14 protein-coding genes are annotated in these 21,826 nt (G+C 34.7%); 8 read left to right on the top strand and 6 right to left on the bottom strand.

Features of this window, described 5'->3' with window-relative positions:
• The first annotated feature begins 65 nt into the window (after positions 1 to 65).
• The 3 genes from NU08_RS05440 (at position 66) to NU08_RS05430 (ending at position 2,893) form a co-directional block, all read left to right on the top strand.
• Positions 66 to 356 (top strand): HU family DNA-binding protein, encoded by a 291-nt coding sequence (locus NU08_RS05440; protein WP_007805026.1) that lies wholly within the window; start codon positions 66 to 68, stop codon positions 354 to 356.
• Positions 357 to 738: 382 nt separating this feature from the next.
• A complete protein-coding gene (locus NU08_RS05435; RefSeq protein WP_129746198.1) occupies positions 739 to 2,283 on the top strand; it encodes a ribonuclease E/G in 1,545 nt (514 codons plus the stop codon).
• Between the two features lie 106 nt (positions 2,284 to 2,389).
• Positions 2,390 to 2,893 (top strand): hypothetical protein, encoded by a 504-nt coding sequence (locus tag NU08_RS05430; RefSeq protein ID WP_242502483.1) that lies wholly within the window; start codon positions 2,390 to 2,392, stop codon positions 2,891 to 2,893.
• Positions 2,894 to 2,895: 2 nt separating this feature from the next.
• On the opposite strand, the gene pbpC is transcribed toward NU08_RS05430, so the two are convergent.
• The 4 genes from pbpC to NU08_RS05410 form a co-directional block, all read right to left on the bottom strand.
• Positions 2,896 to 5,271 (bottom strand): penicillin-binding protein 1C, encoded by a 2,376-nt coding sequence (gene pbpC / locus NU08_RS05425; protein ID WP_129746197.1) that lies wholly within the window; start codon positions 5,269 to 5,271, stop codon positions 2,896 to 2,898.
• A gap of 252 nt (positions 5,272 to 5,523) precedes the next feature.
• Positions 5,524 to 11,211, bottom strand: a complete 5,688-nt coding sequence (locus tag NU08_RS05420; protein ID WP_129746196.1) for an alpha-2-macroglobulin family protein — start codon at positions 11,209 to 11,211, stop codon at positions 5,524 to 5,526.
• A gap of 119 nt (positions 11,212 to 11,330) precedes the next feature.
• The gene (locus NU08_RS05415) at positions 11,331 to 11,963 is read right to left on the bottom strand and encodes a hypothetical protein (protein WP_129746195.1); all 633 of its coding nucleotides are present in this window, start codon (positions 11,961 to 11,963) and stop codon (positions 11,331 to 11,333) included.
• Positions 11,964 to 11,974: 11 nt separating this feature from the next.
• Positions 11,975 to 12,418, bottom strand: coding sequence for a nucleoside deaminase (locus NU08_RS05410; RefSeq protein ID WP_008466631.1), 444 nt, complete (start codon positions 12,416 to 12,418; stop codon positions 11,975 to 11,977).
• A gap of 61 nt (positions 12,419 to 12,479) precedes the next feature.
• On the opposite strand from NU08_RS05410, the gene NU08_RS05405 reads away from it, so the two are divergent.
• Genes NU08_RS05405 through NU08_RS05395 form a run of 3 tightly spaced genes read left to right on the top strand, consistent with a single transcriptional unit; the run spans position 12,480 to position 15,985 of the window.
• Positions 12,480 to 13,112, top strand: coding sequence for a hypothetical protein (locus NU08_RS05405; RefSeq protein WP_129746194.1), 633 nt, complete (start codon positions 12,480 to 12,482; stop codon positions 13,110 to 13,112).
• 52 nt (positions 13,113 to 13,164) lie between these two features.
• The gene (locus tag NU08_RS05400) at positions 13,165 to 14,952 is read left to right on the top strand and encodes a 1-deoxy-D-xylulose-5-phosphate synthase (RefSeq protein ID WP_129746193.1); all 1,788 of its coding nucleotides are present in this window, start codon (positions 13,165 to 13,167) and stop codon (positions 14,950 to 14,952) included.
• Between the two features lie 31 nt (positions 14,953 to 14,983).
• Complete coding sequence (locus NU08_RS05395) at positions 14,984 to 15,985, top strand: DUF3078 domain-containing protein (protein WP_129746192.1); 1,002 nt, start codon at positions 14,984 to 14,986, stop codon at positions 15,983 to 15,985.
• 79 nt (positions 15,986 to 16,064) lie between these two features.
• On the opposite strand, the gene NU08_RS05390 is transcribed toward NU08_RS05395, so the two are convergent.
• Positions 16,065 to 17,411: a deoxyguanosinetriphosphate triphosphohydrolase gene (locus NU08_RS05390; protein ID WP_129746191.1), complete on the bottom strand. Its 1,347-nt coding sequence runs from the start codon at positions 17,409 to 17,411 to the stop codon at positions 16,065 to 16,067.
• A gap of 238 nt (positions 17,412 to 17,649) precedes the next feature.
• Positions 17,650 to 18,111, bottom strand: a complete 462-nt coding sequence (locus NU08_RS05385; protein WP_012023598.1) for an Lrp/AsnC family transcriptional regulator — start codon at positions 18,109 to 18,111, stop codon at positions 17,650 to 17,652.
• 157 nt (positions 18,112 to 18,268) lie between these two features.
• On the opposite strand from NU08_RS05385, the gene metE reads away from it, so the two are divergent.
• Together metE and NU08_RS05375 are read left to right on the top strand one after the other, a co-directional pair.
• Positions 18,269 to 20,590, top strand: a complete 2,322-nt coding sequence (gene metE, locus NU08_RS05380) for a 5-methyltetrahydropteroyltriglutamate--homocysteine S-methyltransferase (RefSeq protein WP_129746190.1) — start codon at positions 18,269 to 18,271, stop codon at positions 20,588 to 20,590.
• A 238-nt stretch (positions 20,591 to 20,828) separates the two neighbouring features.
• Positions 20,829 to 21,803: a polyprenyl synthetase family protein gene (locus tag NU08_RS05375; RefSeq protein WP_129746189.1), complete on the top strand. Its 975-nt coding sequence runs from the start codon at positions 20,829 to 20,831 to the stop codon at positions 21,801 to 21,803.
• The last annotated feature ends 23 nt before the right edge of the window (positions 21,804 to 21,826 follow it).

The raw sequence follows: 21,826 nt of genomic DNA, 5'->3' as shown, positions 1-21,826 counted from the left end.
TTAATTCCTATATTTGCAAACTCAAAAAAATAGTACACCATTTATAAAATAAAATAGGAAAGAAAATGACGAAAGCAGATATCGTAGCGAAGATTTCAGAGAAACTAGGTCTTGAAAAAGGAGACGTTCAAGCAACAGTAGAAACTTTTATGGAAGAAGTTAAGACTTCTTTAGAAACTGGAGACAATGTATACTTAAGAGGTTTCGGTAGTTTTATCGTTAAAACTAGAGCTGAAAAGACTGGAAGAAACATTTCTAAAAACACTACTATTAAAATTCCAGCACACAACATTCCTGCGTTTAAACCTGCAAAAGTTTTTGTAGAAGGAGTTAAAACTAACAACGAAGCAAAATAATATTAATTAACATAAATCTGACACAATATGCCAAGTGGTAAAAAAAGAAAGAGACATAAGGTAGCGACTCACAAACGTAAGAAAAGAGCGAGAGCTAACCGCCACAAAAAGAAAAAGTAGTTTTAAACTACTTTTTTCTTTTTAAACGTTCATTGAAATTGGAGTTTGATAGTCTCAGTCACATATTACAGTTAGCAGCTTAAAACTGCTTACTGAGACTGAAAACTGACAACTAACTCCACCGGGTTAATACCTGTTAAAAATATTGTTTAATCCATCCTTACAATTCAGTTATGAGTTATGAGTTATGAGTTATGAGTTGTAAAACTTGAAACTTGGAACCTAAAACCTGAAACTAAAAGTCTGGATAAAAATTTACAGTGTGAATAAAGAATTAATCATTAGATCTAGTTCTGAAGCAGTAGATTTTGCCTTATTAAAAGATGGAAAACTAATTGAATTACACAAAGAAGAAGAAAAAAGCAACTTTCAGGTTGGTGATATTTTTATTGCCAAAATTAGAAAACCAGTTGCGGGACTTAACGCTGCTTTTGTAAATGTAGGTTTCGAAAAAGATGCCTTTTTACATTATCACGATTTGGGTCCAAATCTAGCTTCTCAGCTGAAATTCATAAAACTTGTAAGCGCAGGTAAATTAAAAGATTTCTCCCTAAAAACCTTTCAGTTTGAGAAAGAGATTGACAAAGATGGCATCATTACTGATATTTTAAGTGCCAATCAATCTGTCTTAGTTCAAGTAGTTAAAGAACCTATATCAACCAAAGGCCCAAGAATAAGTGCTGAGCTTTCTCTTGCCGGAAGATTTATCGTTCTAGTTCCTTTTTCTGATCGTGTTTCTATTTCTCAAAAAATAGAAGACAAAAAAGAAAAGGATCGTCTAAAAAAACTTGTTCTATCGATCAAACCTAAAGGATTTGGTGTTATTGTTCGTACAGTAGCCGAAGGCAAAAACGTAGCCGAATTAGAAAAAGATTTGCAGAACCTGCTTGGCAGATGGTCTGCAATGTGTAAAAAATTACCAACTGCTCATCATCCATCAAAAGTATTAGGAGAGCTGAATAGAGCTTCTTCAATATTAAGAGATGTATTTAATGATACCTTCAGCGGTATTCAAATAGATGATGAAGAGTTGTACCATCAAACGAAGGAATATCTGCAAGAAATTGCACCTTCAAAACAATCAATTGTCAAGTTTTATCAATCAAATGACACTCCGATTTTTGAGAAATACAATATAGAGAGACAAATCAAAACTTCATTTGGCCGAACTGTTTCTATGAGCAAAGGTGCTTATCTTATCATAGAACACACTGAAGCTCTTCACGTTATTGACGTAAACAGCGGAAACCGTTCTAATAAAGCGACCAACCAAGAAGACACAGCCATGGAAGTAAATATGATTGCCGCTGCAGAAATTGCCAGACAATTACGTCTGCGTGATATGGGCGGAATAATCGTAGTTGATTTTATCGATATGTCTAATCCAGAAAACAGGAAAGTTTTGTTCGACTTCTTGCGAGAAGAAATGAGCGACGATAAAGCAAAACATAAAATATTACCGCCGAGTAAATTTGGTTTGGTTCAAATTACAAGACAGCGAGTAAGACCAGAAGTGAATATCAAAACCAGAGAGGAAGATCCTAACAAACATAATGGTGAAATTGAAGCTCCAATTTTAATCATTGATAAGATCACCGCTGATTTAGAAAGACTTTTAAAAACCCACAAAAATGTTGTGCTTAATACACATCCGTTTGTGGCTGCATACCTCAGCAAAGGTTTTCCATCATTACGTTCAAAATGGTTTTTTGAACATAAGAAATGGGTGAAAATCATACCTCGTGACGCTTACACGTACTTAGAATATCATTTCTACGATAAAAAAGGAAATGTTATTACAGAATAAAAAACAAAAAACCGCCTTTCGAAAGACTGGCGGTTTTTTTGTGCTTTTTTTATAGCCGCTAATTATATATATTTAAAATATATAAATGAACATTTAAAACTTTGATATGGATTTCAATAAATTATCAGGGAGATTAATTATTTACTGCTTAGCACTTATACTATTTTCTTTTAGAACGAATGCTCAAAACACAAAATCTGAATCGACAATTCCTCAATGGCCAATTTTATATGTAAATTATTCAATTGCTGATAAAAGTCTTTTTACAGGCGGTCTTGAATTTTGCCTAGATTGCAAAGATAAAAACAAGCTCTTTTTAGGTGCTGGATACGGAATTACTAATAGCTATAATGGCAACTATTATGGCCTTCCAGATGTACATTTATCATACAATACAGAATATCTTTTGTTTGTAAAAGCTGGAAGTTCTTCTAAAAATGCTTACGCAGTTGGCGGTTTAACAGTTTTTAATATGATAGATTTAGGTTTAGGATATTCATTTCCATACAATAAAGAAAAGATTCCAACTTACGAGGGATTTACTGCTTCAATCTCATTTCGATTTACCAAAAATAAAGGTGCGTACACCAAACTTAATATCATACAATAAACCTATTCCCTTACAATTTCAATTTTTCTTCTGATTTCATTTCCAGAAGCATCTACAACTGTGATGTAATGTATTCCTGTTGTTGGCGTAATAGGCAGTTCATGAAATGTTTTTGTCGTGGCTTTATAAACATCATCAACATACCAAAACAATTCTTTATCTCTTTCAGAATAAGCCACTTTTAAAATCACGGGCTGAACATTACTATTGAAATCTTTTGTTAAATAGATTTTACTATTCGCCTTTGGATAAATAAAATCCATTGTAGTGGTTTGTGTTCCTTCGCATCCTTCTTTGAATGGCGGTAAAGGCAAATATTCGATATGCTGGCTTTTGTAATACCACGCCATAACAGGAGGCAGTACAAACCAATTTTTAGTTACAATATTATCGATACTCTCACAACTGCTGTTTACTTGAAATTGTTCTGTTTTATCTAAATGAATTGTTCTGTGATACGGACAAACTTTAGTCGATTTTCCTTTTTTAGTAACCCACTGTTTGATTTTCGGGCAATTATCTTTTGCTAAATATCCGCTTAATCGGCAAACCTCAACTTCGGCCAAATCATTATAAGGCGTGTCAAACCATCTTTGTCTTGGCAGTAAATTAAAAACATCAAATAGAATTGGCGCTGCACTGGTTACTCCCGTCAAAGTTGGTCTTCCCTCTCCTGTTGCATTTCCAACCCAAATTCCAACCACATATCGCGAATTGGTTCCTATTGCCCAAGCATCACGATTTCCAAAACTTGTTCCTGTTTTCCATGCAATTTTCAGCGAACTGTCGTAAAACTTCCAAGCTTCGTCTCCTTCAGGCCTATTGACCTCTTCCATTGCGTTGTACGTCAACCAAATTGATCCTGCGCCCAGAATGTTCTTTTGATCGGTTTCTGATCCAAAATCGGGCTTAAAATCGTTTTTATAGTTGAGTTCTGTAAATTCGTTTGTTCGATATTTACTTTTATTTTTAGTGTAATAATTAACAGTAGACGAAAGATTGGCATACGTTCGGCATAAATCCCATAAATTGCTTTCTGCACCACCCAAAATAAGTGACAAACCATAATGATCGGGTGTTTTATTGATATTTTTCAATTTAAACTTTTGCAGTTCTTCGTAAAATTTATTGACAGTAAATTCCTGAAGCATTAAAACTGCGGGAATATTTAACGAACGTGACAATGCACGATGCGCTGGAACAGCTCCGTCAAAAGTTAGATTAAAATTCTGAGGTGTATATCCTGAAATCTGCGTTGGAATATCGGCAACTAAAGTATTAGGCAATAATTCGCCGTCATCAAGCATTGCGCCATACAAAAGCGGTTTTAAAATACTTCCTGTACTTCGCGGTGCATCAATAATGTCAACATCTTTTTGATGATCTTTATCTGTTGGAGAATTCCCTACATAGCTTATTACATTTCTATTCTGAACATCAATAACCAAAATAGCCAGATTATGCACTTCGTTCTGTTTATACTGATTGTAATAATATCTAGCAATTTGATTAACACGATTTTGCAAAGCATAATCAATTGTAGTTTTTACTCTTGTTCCTTCTTCATTTTTCGCCACTCTTTGCAATAAATGAGGCGCAATTTGAGGAAGATCATACGGTTTTTGAGGCAAAGGTTCTTCTATCGAAAGTTCATACGTCTGCTTGTCGATTATGCCTTCCTGATGTAGTTTTAATAAAAGTCTGTTTCGTTTATTTAGTAATTTTATTTGATTTTTTCCTGGATAAATCAAGCTAGGCGCATTGGGCAAAACAGCTAAAACTGCATTTTCCGCCCAAGATAATTGATTGGATTGTACGCCAAAGTAACGCCATGAAGCCATTTCTAATCCAACAACATTCCCTCCAAATGGCGCATGCGCTGCATACATTTCAAGAATTTCATTTTTAGAATAACCTAGTTCTAATCTTGTAGCGAGAATAATTTCTATTATTTTTTCGAAATAGGTTCTGTTTTTTCCTTTTCGGGAAAGTCTGATTACTTGTTGCGTCAGCGTACTTCCTCCTCTGACTACTTTTCCTGCTTTTCTATTTTGTTTAAAAGCATTGATCATCGCACCAGGATTGAAACCAGGATGTTTGTAGAAATATTCATCTTCAAAATACACAATGCATTTCTTGAACTTATCAGGTACGCTGTCTTGCGCAGGAAAACGCCATTGTCCGTCACGAGCAATTTTAGCTCCTAAAAGTTCTCCTTCTTTGCTTTCAATAACTGTTGAATAGGGTTCTTTAAATAAAGTTCGCGGTATCGAAAAATAGTAAATCAGCAAGAGCAGAAATGCAATTGCTGATTTTATTTTGTTTTTTTTTATCCAGTTTATAACGCGCTGGAAAAACGCTTTTAACTTATTTTTCAATACTTATTTTTTTTTACCGCAAAGGCGCAAAGATTTACGCAAAGTTCGCAAAGTTTTTCTCTCGCAGATTCGGCAGATCAAGCAGATTTATTTTATCTGCTTAATCTGCAAAATCTGTGGGAGACTTTTTTTCAAAGCTCACAAAGTTTTTTTTTGCCACAGATTACGCGGATTAAAAAGATTTTTGTATTCGCCACAAATTCACGAATTTAAATTATGACAAATTAATTCGTGAATTCGTGGCTAACAACTTTACTTCACCACCTCAACCCAGAATCCTTTTGTTCTCGCTAAGAACGTATTATCATACATCGCTTCGCATTGCAATCCAGGTAAATAATAATTTCCTAAATACGATGCGTTTAGTAGGATTGTGAAAACTTTGGTTTCTCTCGCTTTCATTCCGAAATAGAAATTCGTTCTATCGTCACGAATGTCGATATAATCTGCAATATTATTTACAGCATCTCCATAATCTGTGAAACGAGTATTTACAATTTCGAATCCAGAAGGCAGAATTTGTGATAACGCTACGTTTTGAACACTTTCTCCTCTTTGGTTTTTAATCGTAACCTCAGCAATAAACTCTGTTCCTTGATTAATTCTTGAAACATTGATCACGCTTCCTTTTCTATTTTTGAAAACAATAGAAGCTGTAACATCGTTTTGAACCGCATTTTCTTGTCCGATTGGCAATATTCCTGTATTCAATACACGCACATAAACCGTATTAGCTTTATTGTTTTTCAAAGTAATACTATTTGTGCCAGAAGCAACAGACAAACTGCGATCTGCAACCGATTTACCTGTGTTTATAGTTTCTCCTTTTCCGTTTTTACTAAACTGAACATTGATTCCTTTTGGACCATTGCTCACGGCAAATTTGGACATTGCATATAGACAGTAAGCCGTTGTCTGCGTACTCATCCATTGGTTAGCCGACATTTCTTTAGCTAATTTTGTTGCTGTAACAAATGCTTTTTGCTTTTGATCTAAAAGAAGCATAGTTTCCAGAGCCATTGCTCTATTTCTTTCGCTTGAACCATAATAGTAATAGCTATATTCATCTGAACTTCCATCAATACTAGTTCTTAAAAATAAACTTTGTCCGGCTGATTTTTGGCCTGCTAAAACATAAGCTGCAGCCAAACGAAGCATACTTTCGTTTGAAATTCCTTTTGTCTCTCGAAGTCTATTCATTGACGATAAGTCGGCATTTCCTGCTAAAGCCAACGTGTATAAACGATATGCTTGCGCTAAGTCATTTCCGTATTTCGGTTCAAATCGCCATTGTTTTGCTTCTTTCTGCTGATAACCTAACCATTTTGATTTGAAATTAATCGGCAATACATATCCTTTTTTCTCTGCTTCAATCAAGAAATGTCCAGCGTATGAAGTCCCCCAATCGTCTGCAATTGCATTTCCTTGCCAGTAAGGCATTCCGCCATTTGACAACTGGAAATTACCCAATCTTGCAATTCCAGCCGCAATATTTTTTTGAATTAAATCTTTGCGTTTAGCATCAATATCAGCCACATCTCCCAAATACAACTGTGGAAAAACAGATGAAGTCGTCTGCTCTACACAGCCATGCGGATATTGAATTAAGAATTGTAATCTTCCATTCAGATTCATTGATGGCATTGACGAAACTTCCAATCTTGCTTTGTTACTTCCTGCAATTCCGAAAGTTTTCCATGAAATTGTTTTAGTGCTATTTGGTGTTAAAACAACATCGGTAAATGTACTTGTAACTGGATTCGGATTTGTCATGTCGATTTCAACATCATAAACCGATTTCTCACTTCCTGAAGTCGCTACAACTTGAACTTTTGCTATTCCAGTCGCAGAACCGACAACTAAATTAAAATACGCCATTTTTTCATCAGGCTGTGCAAAATTGAGTTTCTGAACTGCACTTCCTGCTACTTTCAATCCGTTGCTTGTTTTTACCTGAATTGTGACGTTTTTAATCTTATTTTCAGTTGCAAAAACCGTCACAGGCAATGTCACTTTTTCTGATGGTGAAATTTTTCTTGGCAATGAAGCCAAAACCATCAACGGGCTCTTAACCTGAGTTGCTTTTTCAACGCTTCCGTAAGCACTTGTATTGGCATCTCCCGCCACAACCATTGTTCGAACTGAACCAATATATTTTGGGAGTTTTAAATCATGTGATTTTGTTTCTCCTTTTCCTAATTTAAATGGTCCGTAATACAATACAACAGGTTTAAAACGGTTTGCTTTTTTAGCTTTTCCGCCTCCTAAATCCTGATCACCACCAATACTGAAAATCTGGTTTATTTTTCCTCCATAAGCACCAATTACATCATCGTAAACGTCCCAGGTTTTTACTCCCAAAGCTTCGCGAACATAGAAACTATCCCAAGCATTTGGTGTTTTAAAACGAGTTAAATCCAAAAGACCTTCATCTACAACAGCAATTGTATACGTCATTTCTTTACCTGATTTCTCCCCTACTTTTACTGTAAATGGCTGTTCTGGTCTTAATACATCTGGCATATTAAGTGTTGGTGCCAAAATGGTATTTTTATCTACAACTTCAATTGGCACAATTCCGTACATACGAATTGGCGAATCGTTTTTAGTAGAAGCGTGAGGCTGTAATAATGTGATATTAAAATATACGTTTGGCGCCATTGCTCCCGTAATTGGAACCTCAACTTTAGTTTCCCCTTTTTTAGTCTCAGCCCAAATAGTCTGCACTACTCTTGATCCATTTTCTATCGAAATTAAAGCGCGACCTCCTTCACTTGAAGGGAAAGAAATCTGTGCTTTTTCTCCAACCGCATAATTCTTTTTGTCGGTAGAAAAAACTAACATATTCGCCGTAGAAGCGTCTCTGTTGCGTGTTTTCCCAGACCAGATTGGCCAATCGATATTTACCGTTAACGAAGTTGCATGTCCGGTTTCACCATCTTCAACACGAATTAAATATCGTCCCCATTCCTCATCCGTTAAAGCAAACTGGAAACTTCCTTTTCCGCTTGAATCTGTATTGATTACAAATGTTTTGTATGAAGTCGTTGCATTCGAAGAATTATAATTTGATAAATTATCGCTCGAAGAATCCCACCACCATCTCCAATCTACTTTATAAACTCTTACTTCGAGATTACGAACTGATTTTGGTCTTCCGTTTTCATCCACCGTTACCACATCAAAACGATTATTTGTTCTTGTTTCAAGCATGCTGTACTTGTTCAGTTCTGGCGTTTTAAGTCCAACATACGTCTTGTACGGAGAATAAGTCGTCGACATCACATCTGTACTAAAATCTCCTCCTTCTTCATACACTTTTGTAATGAATGAAGCGCGCAACATTCCCGGCGCCTGACCTTGCAATCTTGGCTGAATGTTCACAGATGCTTTTCCGTTTTCGTTTAATTTTCCAGAGAAAACATTGATTTCTTCTGTACTGAATTGTCGTGCCAAATCATCAAAAGTATATTTTTCATAACCTTTAAAAGTGGTTGCCTGCTGGGAGAATTTAGCCTGCATTTCTACATTCAAATTCTTGGCAATTGCGCCGTGAAGCCACGTTACTTCAAGATTATCCGTGTTTGGATAAGAAGCCGAAAGTGTTTTTCTGCTAAAGGTATTTTTGATTTTTAAACGATTTGGTTTAATCGTTTCAATCTTAATGCTCTTATAGAATTTAGCTCCACCAACGCTCACCATCGCTTCCCAGTTTCCTGTTGGCGCATCCTGATTTGTTGGCACTATAAAGGCATAATGATTTAAATCATTTGTTTTTTGAACAGTTTGATAAACTGTTTTACCATTCGGATCGTTTAATCTGAATTTGATTGGATGCGATTTCGGAAGTTTATTTGCAGCATCATTCAAAATAAATGATAAATACAAAATATCTCCTGGACGCCAAACACCTCTTTCTCCATAAATAAATCCTTTTAGGCCTTTTTGTAAAGTCTCACCCGCAACATCAAAATTACTTACCGATAACGAAAGTCCATCATCAAGTTTCACATAAGTCGACTGATCTCCTAAAGTAACAATCGCAAAATAAGCGAATTTATCCAATTGGAAAGATGCAATACCTTCGCTGCTTGTTGCTTCTGTTGCAATTTTTTGCTGTTGGAAGTTATACAAATCAACTCTTGCATTAGAAACCGGTTCTGTTGTAACTATATTATTTACAGCAAATAAATACGATTTATTTTCTCCTCTTTTAGCAATAACTCCTAAATCTGAAGCTAAAATATTGGTTGCGATTCTTGCATTATAATAGTAAGAACCTGTGCAAGGATCCTGACTCTCTCTCCAGTCGTAATCACCATAATAGTAATAATCGTCGTAAGAGTTTCCGCTGTAATTGACATCGTTTTCATCAACTTCTTCTTCCTCAGCTTCATCTTCGCTATTATCTGATGTTTCGCATTTATAAAGCGAGTATTTCTTTTTATAAACAAATTCAACTCTATAAATCGCTCCAGGTTCTGGCTTGATAATTTTAGATAAATCTAACGCATACGTATTCCATTTTGCCAGATTTACGAGTGTACTTTCTCTTAAATTCAGTGTCGTTTTGGCAATTGGCTGCGCTACTTTTTTAAGATTTTGTCCACCGTTTAATTCGTTGTATTGAAGAAATTGCAGAATATTGTTTTTGTAAATCTTATAGACTTTTACATCCACAGCACTAAGATTTACGGCTTCGAAATTCAGTTTTAAATTATTTGAACTTGGCAGAATTGTTCCATTTTTAATAAAACGAACGTTTGGTTTTATCTGATCAAAAGAAATTTTTTCACTATAATTATTTTCTAGTTTCTTACCATACTGGCTTTCTATTCCTTGAAAAACTTCCAACAATAATTCACCAGTCACAACTTGTTCTGGTTCTTCGTCTGGAACATATTCAACGGCTTCTTCTATAACCGCGGCAGCTGAATCTACTGCAACTGCGGCTGAATCAACCACAACGGCTGCCGAATCTATAGTGACGGCTACTGGCTCTTCTGAAACTACTGCTACAGGTTCATCTTTTTTAGGAGCATTTTGGTTCGTAAAATATACTTTAAGTAAATTTCCTTGTGTAGAAAATTTCAGGTTGTTGGTATTTTGAATCGAAACCAATCCAGCAAAATCCTGACCTTTTTCTAATGGTTCAGAGAAATTAATTAAAACCTGCTGATTGTTTCCGTCTGGAACTTCAACTTTTATAACTTTAAATTCATTGATGCTCGTAATTGGAAAATCAATTTGTCCTTTCTGGTCAATATCAAAATCATTTCCATCATAAATAATTTCAAGATTGGAAGCTTCAGAAAAACGTTGAATGCTGTCAATTATAAAATGAAATTCCTTGCCTGAAGCAGGAACTTTATCAAACTTTATTTTAAGATCATTTCCTTTTTGTTTGGCTTGAACTAATTTTATAGCCGTTTCAAGATCAATATTATCTGCTGTTTTAAGGGTGCAGTTCAAATATTGGTATTCTTTACTGTATGATTGAATATCAGCCGTATTTATGGTAAAATCCTGTTTAACCGTTTTAACTGTAAAGTTAAATTTAGAAAGTTCCTTTTCTTTTTCTTTCGGAATGGCGGTTAGTTTATCTAAGTTTAAAGTAACTTGATATTCTGTTCCTGCTTCTAATTTTTTCTCTGGAATAAAAGCTAAAGTATTTGTTGAAAGTGCTATAACTTTTCCGTGAACATTAGGCGAAATATCAAACAAATCATCGTCTAATTCTTGATTGGGTTTCCAATCATTTTTATTAAATGCCAAAACCACACGAATATCAGAATCCGCAGAAACTATACCGCCAGTAAAACTGGTAATGTAATCTTTGAATAATGAAAAATCGGAATTGAAATCGGCAGCTGATTTTCTGCCGCAAGATTGAAAAATAAAAAACACAAAAAATACGAGAAATAGTCCTTTTGCTTTCACTTTTATTTAGAGTTAATCGGTTAATAAACTAATATAAAAGTAAAATATTTTCCGAATCTTTAAGAGGAAAATTCTCTAATAATGATTATTTAACTTTTGTTGAAGTTTTATCGTTGCTCTCAAAGCTCAGAACCTAATTTTGACAAAACTTTATCCATTTCAAGAAAGTGTACTTCGGTATTTGAGGAATAATGCATTTGATTGCCGTTTATGACAACAATTACATCATCTGAATAATTTCCATAGAATTTTATTCCTTCAACCCATTGCCTGAAAAAGACTCCTTTATTTGAAAAATTCTGAGTAATGAAATCTAATTCATTTGGTTCGATTTCATAAAATGTATCACAAGTAAAATCTAATGCGAAACTTGCTTGTAAATAAGCCATTGCAGTGAAAAAATCTGTCAAAGTTTCTGTTTCCAGACTCCATTTTTTTTCATCATAACTCATGTAAACTGGAGGATTAGATTTTGACAAATCCTCTTTGTGAATTCCCCAAACGCATGCCTTTTGATTTTCAGAATAAAATATCAAATAATCATCGTTTTTATAATATTGAAAACGCTCTGGAACAATCAACAAATCCTGTGTATGATTTAAGTTTTGAATTTTACCTAATTCAGCATAATAATCAACAAAAACTTTAGGAAGCTGTCCGAAGATATCTTTTACGACTTGAATTTCATCATATGTAAAACCATTTGGCTCTGCAATATGAAATAGCTTTTTTATTACTGAAAAATCTGTCATGCCATTTAGTATTATTTACGTCTTTCGAGAAAGAAACGTTTCATTAAATCGGCAGCTTCGTTTGCCATTACGCCAGAAACAACAGTCGTTTTAGGATGCAGTTTTGTTCCCATATTAATAAAACCGCGTTGTTCATCTCGCGCACCAAAAACAATTTTAGAAATCTGACTCCAATACAAAGCCCCTGCACACATTTGGCAAGGTTCGAGTGTTACATAAAGTGTACAGTCTTTTAAATATTTTCCGCCCAGAAAGTTTGCCGCTGCGGTAATAGACTGCATTTCGGCATGAGCCGTAACGTCATTTAGCAATTCTGTCAAATTATGACTTCTCGCGATAACTTTATCGGCTACAACTATAACAGCTCCAACAGGAATTTCGCCTTTTTCAAAAGCTGCTTCTGCTTCCTGTAAAGCTTTTTTCATGAAATATTCGTCAGTAAAAGGATTTTCCATAGATGCAAAAATAGGATTTTAGAACTTATTTTTTATTACTTTTAAATCGTGATAATAGAATATGAAAATAAAACATAATATAACTCTTCAGACAAACTGCAAATTGATTTTGCCAATGCTGTCTGCGGTTATAACTGTATTTTTTTTCGGCTGCCAAAAAAAAGAAACCAAAAAACAAGAAATTAAAAGTCTTGAAGTGGTAGCAGATTCTTCAACAACAAAATCGGATTCTTCAGATCATAATTTAACTAAAAAGACATTAGAACAATCACAGTCTTCTTCGCTAAAAGTTGAACAAATCAAATTTAAAAAGACTGCACCCTCATCTGATGTAACTTCCAAAAATAACGATTCGCAATCTGATAAGGCAAAAAAAGGCGATGCTGCACTGGCTTCAAAACCTCCAGTAAATACTAACGCAGAATTCCCTGGCGGAATAGAACAATTTCATAACTTTTTTATGAAAGAATATAAAAAACCAGAAGACGTCAGTTATTGGAAACTCAATTTCACTCTCGCATTTGCTGTAGAAAAAAACGGAAGTGTTTCATTTCTTGAATGTTCGCCAGCAGTTGAAGAGCCACTGCAAAAAGAAATCATCAGAGTTTTAAGTTTATGCCCGAAATGGCAGCCCGGAGAATCAAATGGAAAAAAAGTCAGAATGCAATATTCTGTTCCTATTTTATTGAAATAAGACTCCACAAGAAAATTAAATTTAAAACCGTAAATTTGCTTTTTACCATACAATGAAAAGCGATTTACTTTCCAACATATACAATCCTGCCGATTTGCGTCTTTTAAAAGAAGAACAGCTTGCTCAAGTTGCTCAAGAACTTCGTCAGTTTATTATTGATATCGTTTCTGTAAAAGAAGGCCATTTGGGAGCAAGTTTAGGCGTTGTAGAACTAACAATTGCTTTGCATTATGTTTTTAATACACCAGATGATTTATTGGTTTGGGATGTTGGGCATCAGGCATACGGACATAAAATACTGACCGAAAGGAGAGAAATTTTTCATACCAATAGACAAATTGGAGGCGTTTCGGGTTTTCCGAAAAGAAGCGAAAGTGTTTACGATACTTTTGGTGTTGGGCATTCTTCTACTTCCATTTCTGCAGCACTCGGAATGGCGATTGCTTCTAAATTAAAAGGCGACTTCGATAAAGAACATATTGCAGTAATCGGCGATGCTTCTATTGCCAGCGGAATGGCTTTTGAAGGTTTAAATCATGCCGGAGTTACAGATGCCAATATTTTAGTGATTCTAAACGATAACGCCATCGGAATTGATCCGAGCGTTGGTGCTTTGAAAAAATATCTTACCTCGGTTAAAAACGGGAAAAATCCACGGCAAAATAATATCATTAAATCTTTGAATTTTGATTATTCAGGGCCAATAGACGGTCATGATCTTCCTAAATTGATCAAAGAATTAAATCGTCTTAAAAAGATAAAAGGTCCAAAATTCCTTCACATTGTAACTACAAAAGGAAAAGGATTGCAGCAAGCCGAAGAAAATCAGGTAAAATATCATGCGCCTGGAAAATTTGATGCTTCGACTGGAGAAATTCATTTAAAATCTGAAGAAAATCTTCCGCCTAAATTTCAGGATGTTTTTGGCTTGACCATTTTAGATTTAGCCAGAAAAAATGAAAAAATAATCGGAATCACACCTGCAATGCCATCTGGAAGTTCATTAAAATTTATGATGGACGAATTTCCAGAACGTGCTTTTGATGTAGGCATTGCCGAACAGCACGCTGTAACGCTTGCTGCAGGAATGGCCACTCAGGGCATGATTGTGTATTGCAATATCTACTCTACATTTTTACAGCGCGCTTACGATCAGGTTATTCATGATGTGGCGCTGCAAAATTTACCTGTAATTTTTTGTTTGGACCGCGCAGGATTAGTTGGTGAAGATGGCGCAACGCATCATGGTGTTTTTGATATCGCTTATCTGCGTTCAATCCCGAATATGGTAATCTATGCTCCGCTGAACGAAATTGAACTTCAAAACATTTTATATACGGTTCAATTAGGAATAGATCATCCAATAGCAATTCGATATCCAAGAGGCCGCGGAGTCCTGCCAAATTGGGAAGTAGAAAATTTCGGACATTATGAAAAAATAATTTGGACACAGGCAAAATGCTTGAAAGATGGTACGAAAGTTGCTGTGCTATCGGCCGGAACAATTGGAAATAATGTTATAGAGGCTTTAAAAGAATCTACCAATTCTAACGAAATAGCCCACTACAACTTTAGCTTTATTAAACCACTAGACACCAACACATTAAATACTGTTTTTTCGACTTATGAAAGGATTATCACCATTGAAGAAGGAGTTAAAAATGGCGGTTTTGGAAGTGCAGTTTTAGAGTTTGCAGCATCAAATAATTTTAAGAATTCTATTGAAATTTTGGGTGTTCCAGACGAATTTATCGAGCATGGAACGGTAAATCAATTGCAAGAATTGTGTAAAATTGACGTTAAAAGTTTAATAAATCTTTTTTCTAACGGTTCAAAATAATTATTTTGCGACACCAAAAAAAAATTACCTAATGAAATTATTGCGTTCTACCCTTTTGCTATTATTGCTTTTGTGTACTTCTAATAACTTTGCCCAGATTATACAAACCACTTTAAGCCCAAATCAAGCCCCTAAACCGCCTTCCAACTGGAGCAGAAAGAATCAGGTTGGTTTTGACATTTCCGAAATTGCTTTTGTAAACTGGAGCGCCGGGGGAACAAGTTCTATTTCAGGATTGTTTAAAGGTGAATTTAACAGAACCTACGCAAAGAAAAATCATAAATGGGTGAACGAGCTTATTGTAAAATATGGTTTAAACAAACAAGACGGGATCGAGTTAAGAAAAACAGACGATGCTTTTCAGTTCAACTCAACTTACGGTTTTAGAAAAGATACGGCTTCAAACTGGTACTACTCTTCCAAATTAAACTTCAACACACAATTTACAGACGGTTATAATTATCCAAACCGAGATGTTGCCATCTCTAAACCTTTTGCACCAGCTTATATCTTTCTGGGAGCTGGGGCAGAGAATTCAAACAAAGAAAAAAACAGAGTTTTTTACTTCTCTCCTATTACATTAAAAACTACTTTAGTTCTTGATCAATATCTTGCAGACCAAGGTTCTTTCGGGGTTAAAAAAGCAGTCTATGCACCAGATCCTTTAGATCCTACACAGCAGATATTAATTGAAGGAGGCCAGAAAGTAAAAGCTGAATTTGGTATACTTTTTACAGCTTATATGAAAAACGAAATCTATAAAAACGTTTTTTACGAAAACAGATTAAGCTTATATACTGATTACTTAAACAAATTCGGAAATGTCGATATCGATTATGACACGCGTCTTGACCTTGTGGTTAATGCTTATGTAAAAGCCAATATTGGGGTTCACTTAATTTATGACGACGATATTAAAACCAAAAAAGATGTAGTTGATCCAATCACAGGGGCAACAACTCAGGAAAATGACGGCCCTCGAATGCAATTAAGACAAGTGTTAGGTGTTGGACTAGTTTACGCCTTTCAATAAAAAACAGATATAATTTAAAAAAAAGCTTCTTTCAGAAATCGTTCTAAAAGAAGCTTTTTTTTAGCTCAAACAAAAAAAATTAACGCTTTTTCTGTCCCTGAATGGTTTCGTATAATTCAAGCGCATTTCCGTCTGTAAGAAGCGAAACGTAGTGACAGATGTGCAGTAAACGTTCGTATAAATTAGTTTTGTCTAAATGATGTTTTTCTGGCAGCATTTTTAAAATCAGTTTATCATAATTTGAAGCCGTTCCTTCATATTTATTATTGAATGCTGTTATGAATTTATCCAGCAATGTTTGAATGATTTGATAACCCACAATTTCTTTCTCAATCACTTCGCGGCTCTGATAGATTTTATCAACGCTTAATTTGATAATATCATTCATTTGTGCTTTGTACTTGCTTTTATCTGTTAATGCATACGGGAAGTTTCCAGCCAAAATTGCTTCTTCATTTTCAACAAAAACATTTACCGCATCATTAATTAAAGTACCAATTGCCAAAGCTCGCAAATAACTAATGCGATCTTCTTTTGTGGTTAAAGATTTATATTTAGAAACTCCAATATTGTCTTTTACCAAATTAATCAAATACTCTAAGGCAAAATCTTCAGAAACCAAACCTAAATTGATTCCGTCCTCAAAATCGATAATTGTGTAACAGATATCATCTGCTGCTTCGACCAAATATGCCAATGGATGTCTTTCAAAACCAATATCTTCACTAGATTTATTGGCAATCATTCCCATGTCTTTGGCTACTTCTTCAAAGAACAATTTATCAGACTGAAAGAATCCGTATTTTTTATCGGCAATATTATTGGTTGGCTTTTTCGGAAGGCTTTCTTTCGGATATTTCATAAAAGCGCCTAAAGTCGCGTACGAAATACGAAGTCCGCCCTCAATTCCTGGGCGGCTTGCTGTAAGAACCGAAAATCCGTTGGCATTTCCTTCAAAATCAATTAAATCTTGCCATTGCTTATCGGTAAGCTGGTTTCTATATTTCTGGCCGTTTCCGATAGAAAAATATTCGCCAATTGCTTTTTCTCCAGAATGTCCAAAAGGCGGATTCCCAATATCGTGTGCCAATGACGCTGCAGCAACAATTGCTCCAAAATCATTCATATGATAACCGTGAATTTCTTTCAGATAAGGATATTTCTCAATAATTTTTTTTCCAACCAAACGTCCAAGCGAACGTCCTACAACAGAAACTTCCAAACTATGCGTTAAACGCGTATGCACGAAATCGGTTTTAGAAAGCGGAATAACTTGTGTTTTATCTTGTAAACTTCTAAAAGCAGAAGAAAATATAATTCGGTCGTAATCTACCTCAAATCCTAAACGAGTATCATCTTGTTCTACGCGTAATCTTTTGCTTGTATCTCCCTGCCGTTTTAATGATAAAAGTTGTTCCCAGTTCATTGTTGAATTTTAGATTTTAGATTGATGATTTTAGATTAATCATCTAAACGTCAAAAATACGTTTTATTTTAGGATAAAAACAGACAGCAGATTAAGTTTTATTCGCTACGAATTTCACGAATAATTACGAATAATTTTAAGCACAATGATTTGTGAGAATTAGTGAAATTTGTGGCAAAAATCTAAACACCACTCTAAAAAAATCACTTTAATCTATTAGATCTGTGGCAAAGAAAAATTAAAACTCTAAAGCAGTACTATGCTTAATTTCCCCCATTACAAAAATACTGTTCGTATTTCCTATGTTTTCTATGGTCGACAGTTTATTCATTACAAAATCTTGATAACTAGCCATATCTTGCACCAAAATCTTGAGCATAAAATCATAATCTCCAGCAATGTTATAACATTCTATAATTTCTGGAAGCGCCACAATATCTTTCACAAAATTGCTTCCGACATTTTTAGCGTGCTCTTTTAAACGGACATTACAAAAAACAGTCATTCCGCGATTCATTTTCTTCTTATCTAAAAGCGCAACATATTTGGTAATATAACCATCTCTTTCTAGTCTTTTAATTCTTTCATAAACGGGAGTAACTGTCAAGAATAATTTACTTGCCAGATCTTTTGTATTGATATTGCAGTCTTCTTGAAGGTATTTAAGGATCAACAAATCGGTTTTATCTAAGTTTTCCATAGTTTTTTTTACGGCTAGAAGTTCATTTTAAACAATTTCAAAGTAATTAAATCTTTAAAAATCTATTTTAAAAACACATTTTACTGAAATAAACCTCAAATATAAGTTATAAAAACCAAGAACGTAAATTTGTTCAGTAAAAAATACTGAATCAAAAATGAAAACAAACAACTTAGGTTACCCAAGAATTGGCAGCAACAGAGAACTGAAAAAAGCCAGCGAATTGTATTGGGCGGGAAAAATTTCGGCAGAAGAACTTATAGATGCCGGAAAAGAAATTCGTCTTAAAAACTGGAAATTACAAGCCGAAGCAGGAGTTGATTTAATTCCTTCTAATGATTTTTCTTTTTATGATCAAGTTTTAGATTTAACTCTAACGCTTGGAGCAATTCCGGCACGTTATCACGAATTGGCAAAAAGCAATTCATCTCTAGATTTGTATTTTGCAATGGCAAGAGGTTCTCAAAAAGACGGACAAGATGTTGTGGCAATGGAAATGACAAAATGGTTCGACACGAACTATCATTACATTGTTCCTGAATTCACGAAGAATCAAAAGTTTGAATTGTTTTCTGAAAAAATAATCAATGAATTTAAAGAAGCAAATGCTGCAGGAATCAAAACAAAACCCGTTTTAATCGGGCCCGTTTCTTATTTATTATTAGGAAAAGAAAAAGAAGAAGGCTTTAACAGAATTGACCTTATTGATGCTTTATTGCCTGTTTATTTTGAAATTTTAGAAAAATTGCAAGTCGAAAATGCCGAATACATTCAATTGGACGAGCCTTTCTTGGCATTAAATTTAACTGATAAAGAAAGAGGCGTTTTCACGAAAGTGTATAACGAAATCAATACTCGTTTTCCTAAACTAAAAATTGTTTTAGCTAACTATTTTGACTGTTTTGGCGAAAATCTAGAAACAGCTTTAGCACTTCCTGTTGACACTTTACATTTGGATTTAGTTCGCTGTCCGCTTCAATTAGATGACATTTTAGAATCAGGAAAATTGGCTTCAACCGTAAATCTTTCTCTTGGAGTTGTTGATGGAAGAAATATCTGGAAAAATGATTTCAAAAAATCTCTGGAATTAATCAAAAAGGCAACTGACGCGTTAGGAAATGATAGAGTTTTAATTGCTCCTTCTTGCTCATTAATCCATAGTCCGTGCGATTTGGATTTAGAGACAAATGATCAGACTTTAACTCCAGAAATTAAACAATGGCTGGCTTTTGCTAAACAGAAAATCAGCGAAATTGTTCTTTTAAAACAATTTGCCTCTAATGAAGTAAACACTGAAAACTCTGCTGATTACAAAGAAAATGTTTTGGCAAACGAGAATCGTAAAACTTCGAAATTAATTCATAATAATGAAGTTAAAGCGCGTGTTGCCGGAATTACAGCTTCAGACGACAAACGTAAAAGCACTTTCGCATCAAGAAGAAAAAGCCAAATTGAAGCTTTAAAATTGCCATTATTTCCAACAACCACAATTGGATCTTTTCCTCAAACGGCAGAAGTGAGAAGCTGGAGAGCGAAATTCAAAAAAGGCGAATTAACGGCTCAGGAATACAATGATTTAATCGAAAAAGAAACCGAAGCAACCATTCGTTTTCAAGAAGAAACCGGAATCGATGTTTTAGTTCATGGCGAGTTTGAACGCAACGATATGGTGGAATATTTTGGAGAACAATTATCAGGATTTACTTTTACGAAAAATGGCTGGGTTCAGAGTTACGGAAGCCGTTGCGTGAAACCGCCTGTTATTTACGGCGATGTTTCTCGTCCGAATCCAATGACTGTAAAATGGTCGCAATATGCACAATCTTTAACACCTAAATGGGTAAAAGGAATGCTTACTGGGCCTGTAACGATTCTGCAATGGTCGTTTGTACGAAACGATCAGCCTCGTTCTGAAACTTGTACTCAAATCGCTTTGGCTATTCGTGATGAAGTTGTGGATTTAGAAAAAGCAGGAATCAAAATCATTCAAATTGATGAACCGGCAATTCGCGAAGGTCTTCCGTTAAGAAAAGAAGAATGGGCAAAATATTTAGATTGGGCAGTTCGTGCTTTCAGAATTTCTGCAAGTGGAGTAAACGATGACACTCAGATTCATACGCACATGTGTTACAGCGAATTCAACGACATTATTCAGAATATCGCCGATATGGATGCAGACGTTATTACTATTGAATGTTCACGTTCGCAAATGGAACTTTTAGACGCTTTCGCAGACTTTAAATATCCAAACGAAATTGGACCTGGAGTTTATGATATTCATTCTCCTCGTGTTCCATCAAGCGCAGAAATGGTTCGATTACTAGAAAAAGCTTCAGCAGTTATTCCAATTGACCAGTTGTGGGTAAATCCAGATTGCGGTTTAAAAACCCGCCATTGGGACGAAACCAAAAAAGCGCTGATTGAAATGGTTGCCGCAGCTCAAGAAATGCGAACAGCTGTAGAAAATCCTGTGACTTAATTCTTTTTAAATAGTTTTTGTTTTTATGCCAGCAAATGAGGCCGAATATTAGTTATGATTCGGTTCGGCTTCATTCTGTTGGCATTTCTTTTTAGGCAATTAACAAGCTTTTCAAACATTAAGTTGTTTCATTTTTTTGACACGCTTTGTGTTAATTCATAAAACTTTTCTTCTGTCTTAAAAAAAACAGATGTAAAATTCTGTATTTTAGCTATTTACAATTAATAATTTTAATTTTATGTATTCAATAGCTCAATACACAGATTTTTTTATTAATTATTTAGAAACCCAAATTATAGATAAAGAACCTAAAAATCTATACGATCCTATATCGTATATGATGGCTTTGGGAGGAAAACGATTACGACCAACGCTTACTCTTCTAACTACAGAAATTTTTGGAGCAGATTATAAATTGGCACTGCCTGCTGCTTTGGCAATTGAAGTTTTTCATAATTCCTCATTAATTCATGACGATATTATAGACGAAGATCCTATTAGAAGAGGAAAAGCTACCGTGCACAAAAAATGGAATACTAACATTGCTATTCTTGCTGGAGATGCAATGATTATTCTAACTTATGACTATCTGCAAAATTATGAACCAAACCTTTGTATGGATTTAATTAAAGCAGTCAGTAAAATGGGATTGGAAGTATGCGAAGGACAAATTTGGGATGTTGATTTTGAAACCCGCCAAAATGTTACCGTTTCAGAATATCTAAAAATGATTGAGTACAAAACGGGAGCCCTTATAGCGACATCAATGAAAATTGGTGCCCTAATTGCTCAAACATCGCAAGAAAACTGCGATTTAATTTATGAATTTGGACTTAATATAGGCTTAGCATTTCAGCTGCAAGACGATTATTTGGATCTTTTTGGCGACACTCTCACTTTTGGAAGACGACTAGGAGGCGATATCATTTCGAATAAAAAAACCTATTTATACTTTAAAGCTCTTGAAATTACAAGTGAAAGCGAAAAAGAATTATTAAAAGATTTGTACGCTGTTCGCCTCGAAGACAATACCAATAAAATTAAAACCATAACCGATTTGTTTCTGAAATCTGGAGTGCCAAAAGCAACACAAGAATCAATCAAGAAGTACACTGATAAAGCTTCTAAAATTTTAGACAAAATCAATATAGAAGAAGATAAGAAAAAATTATTAAGAGATTTTGCCGAGAGTTTAATAGGAAGGCGAGTTTAGTTTGTTTTACTCTTAAATGTCTT

Source organism: Flavobacterium anhuiense (genome assembly GCF_004151235.1).
Classification (GTDB): domain Bacteria; phylum Bacteroidota; class Bacteroidia; order Flavobacteriales; family Flavobacteriaceae; genus Flavobacterium; species Flavobacterium anhuiense_A.
Note: the sequence above shows the minus strand (reverse complement) of the source record. Positions and strands in the feature narration are given on the sequence as shown.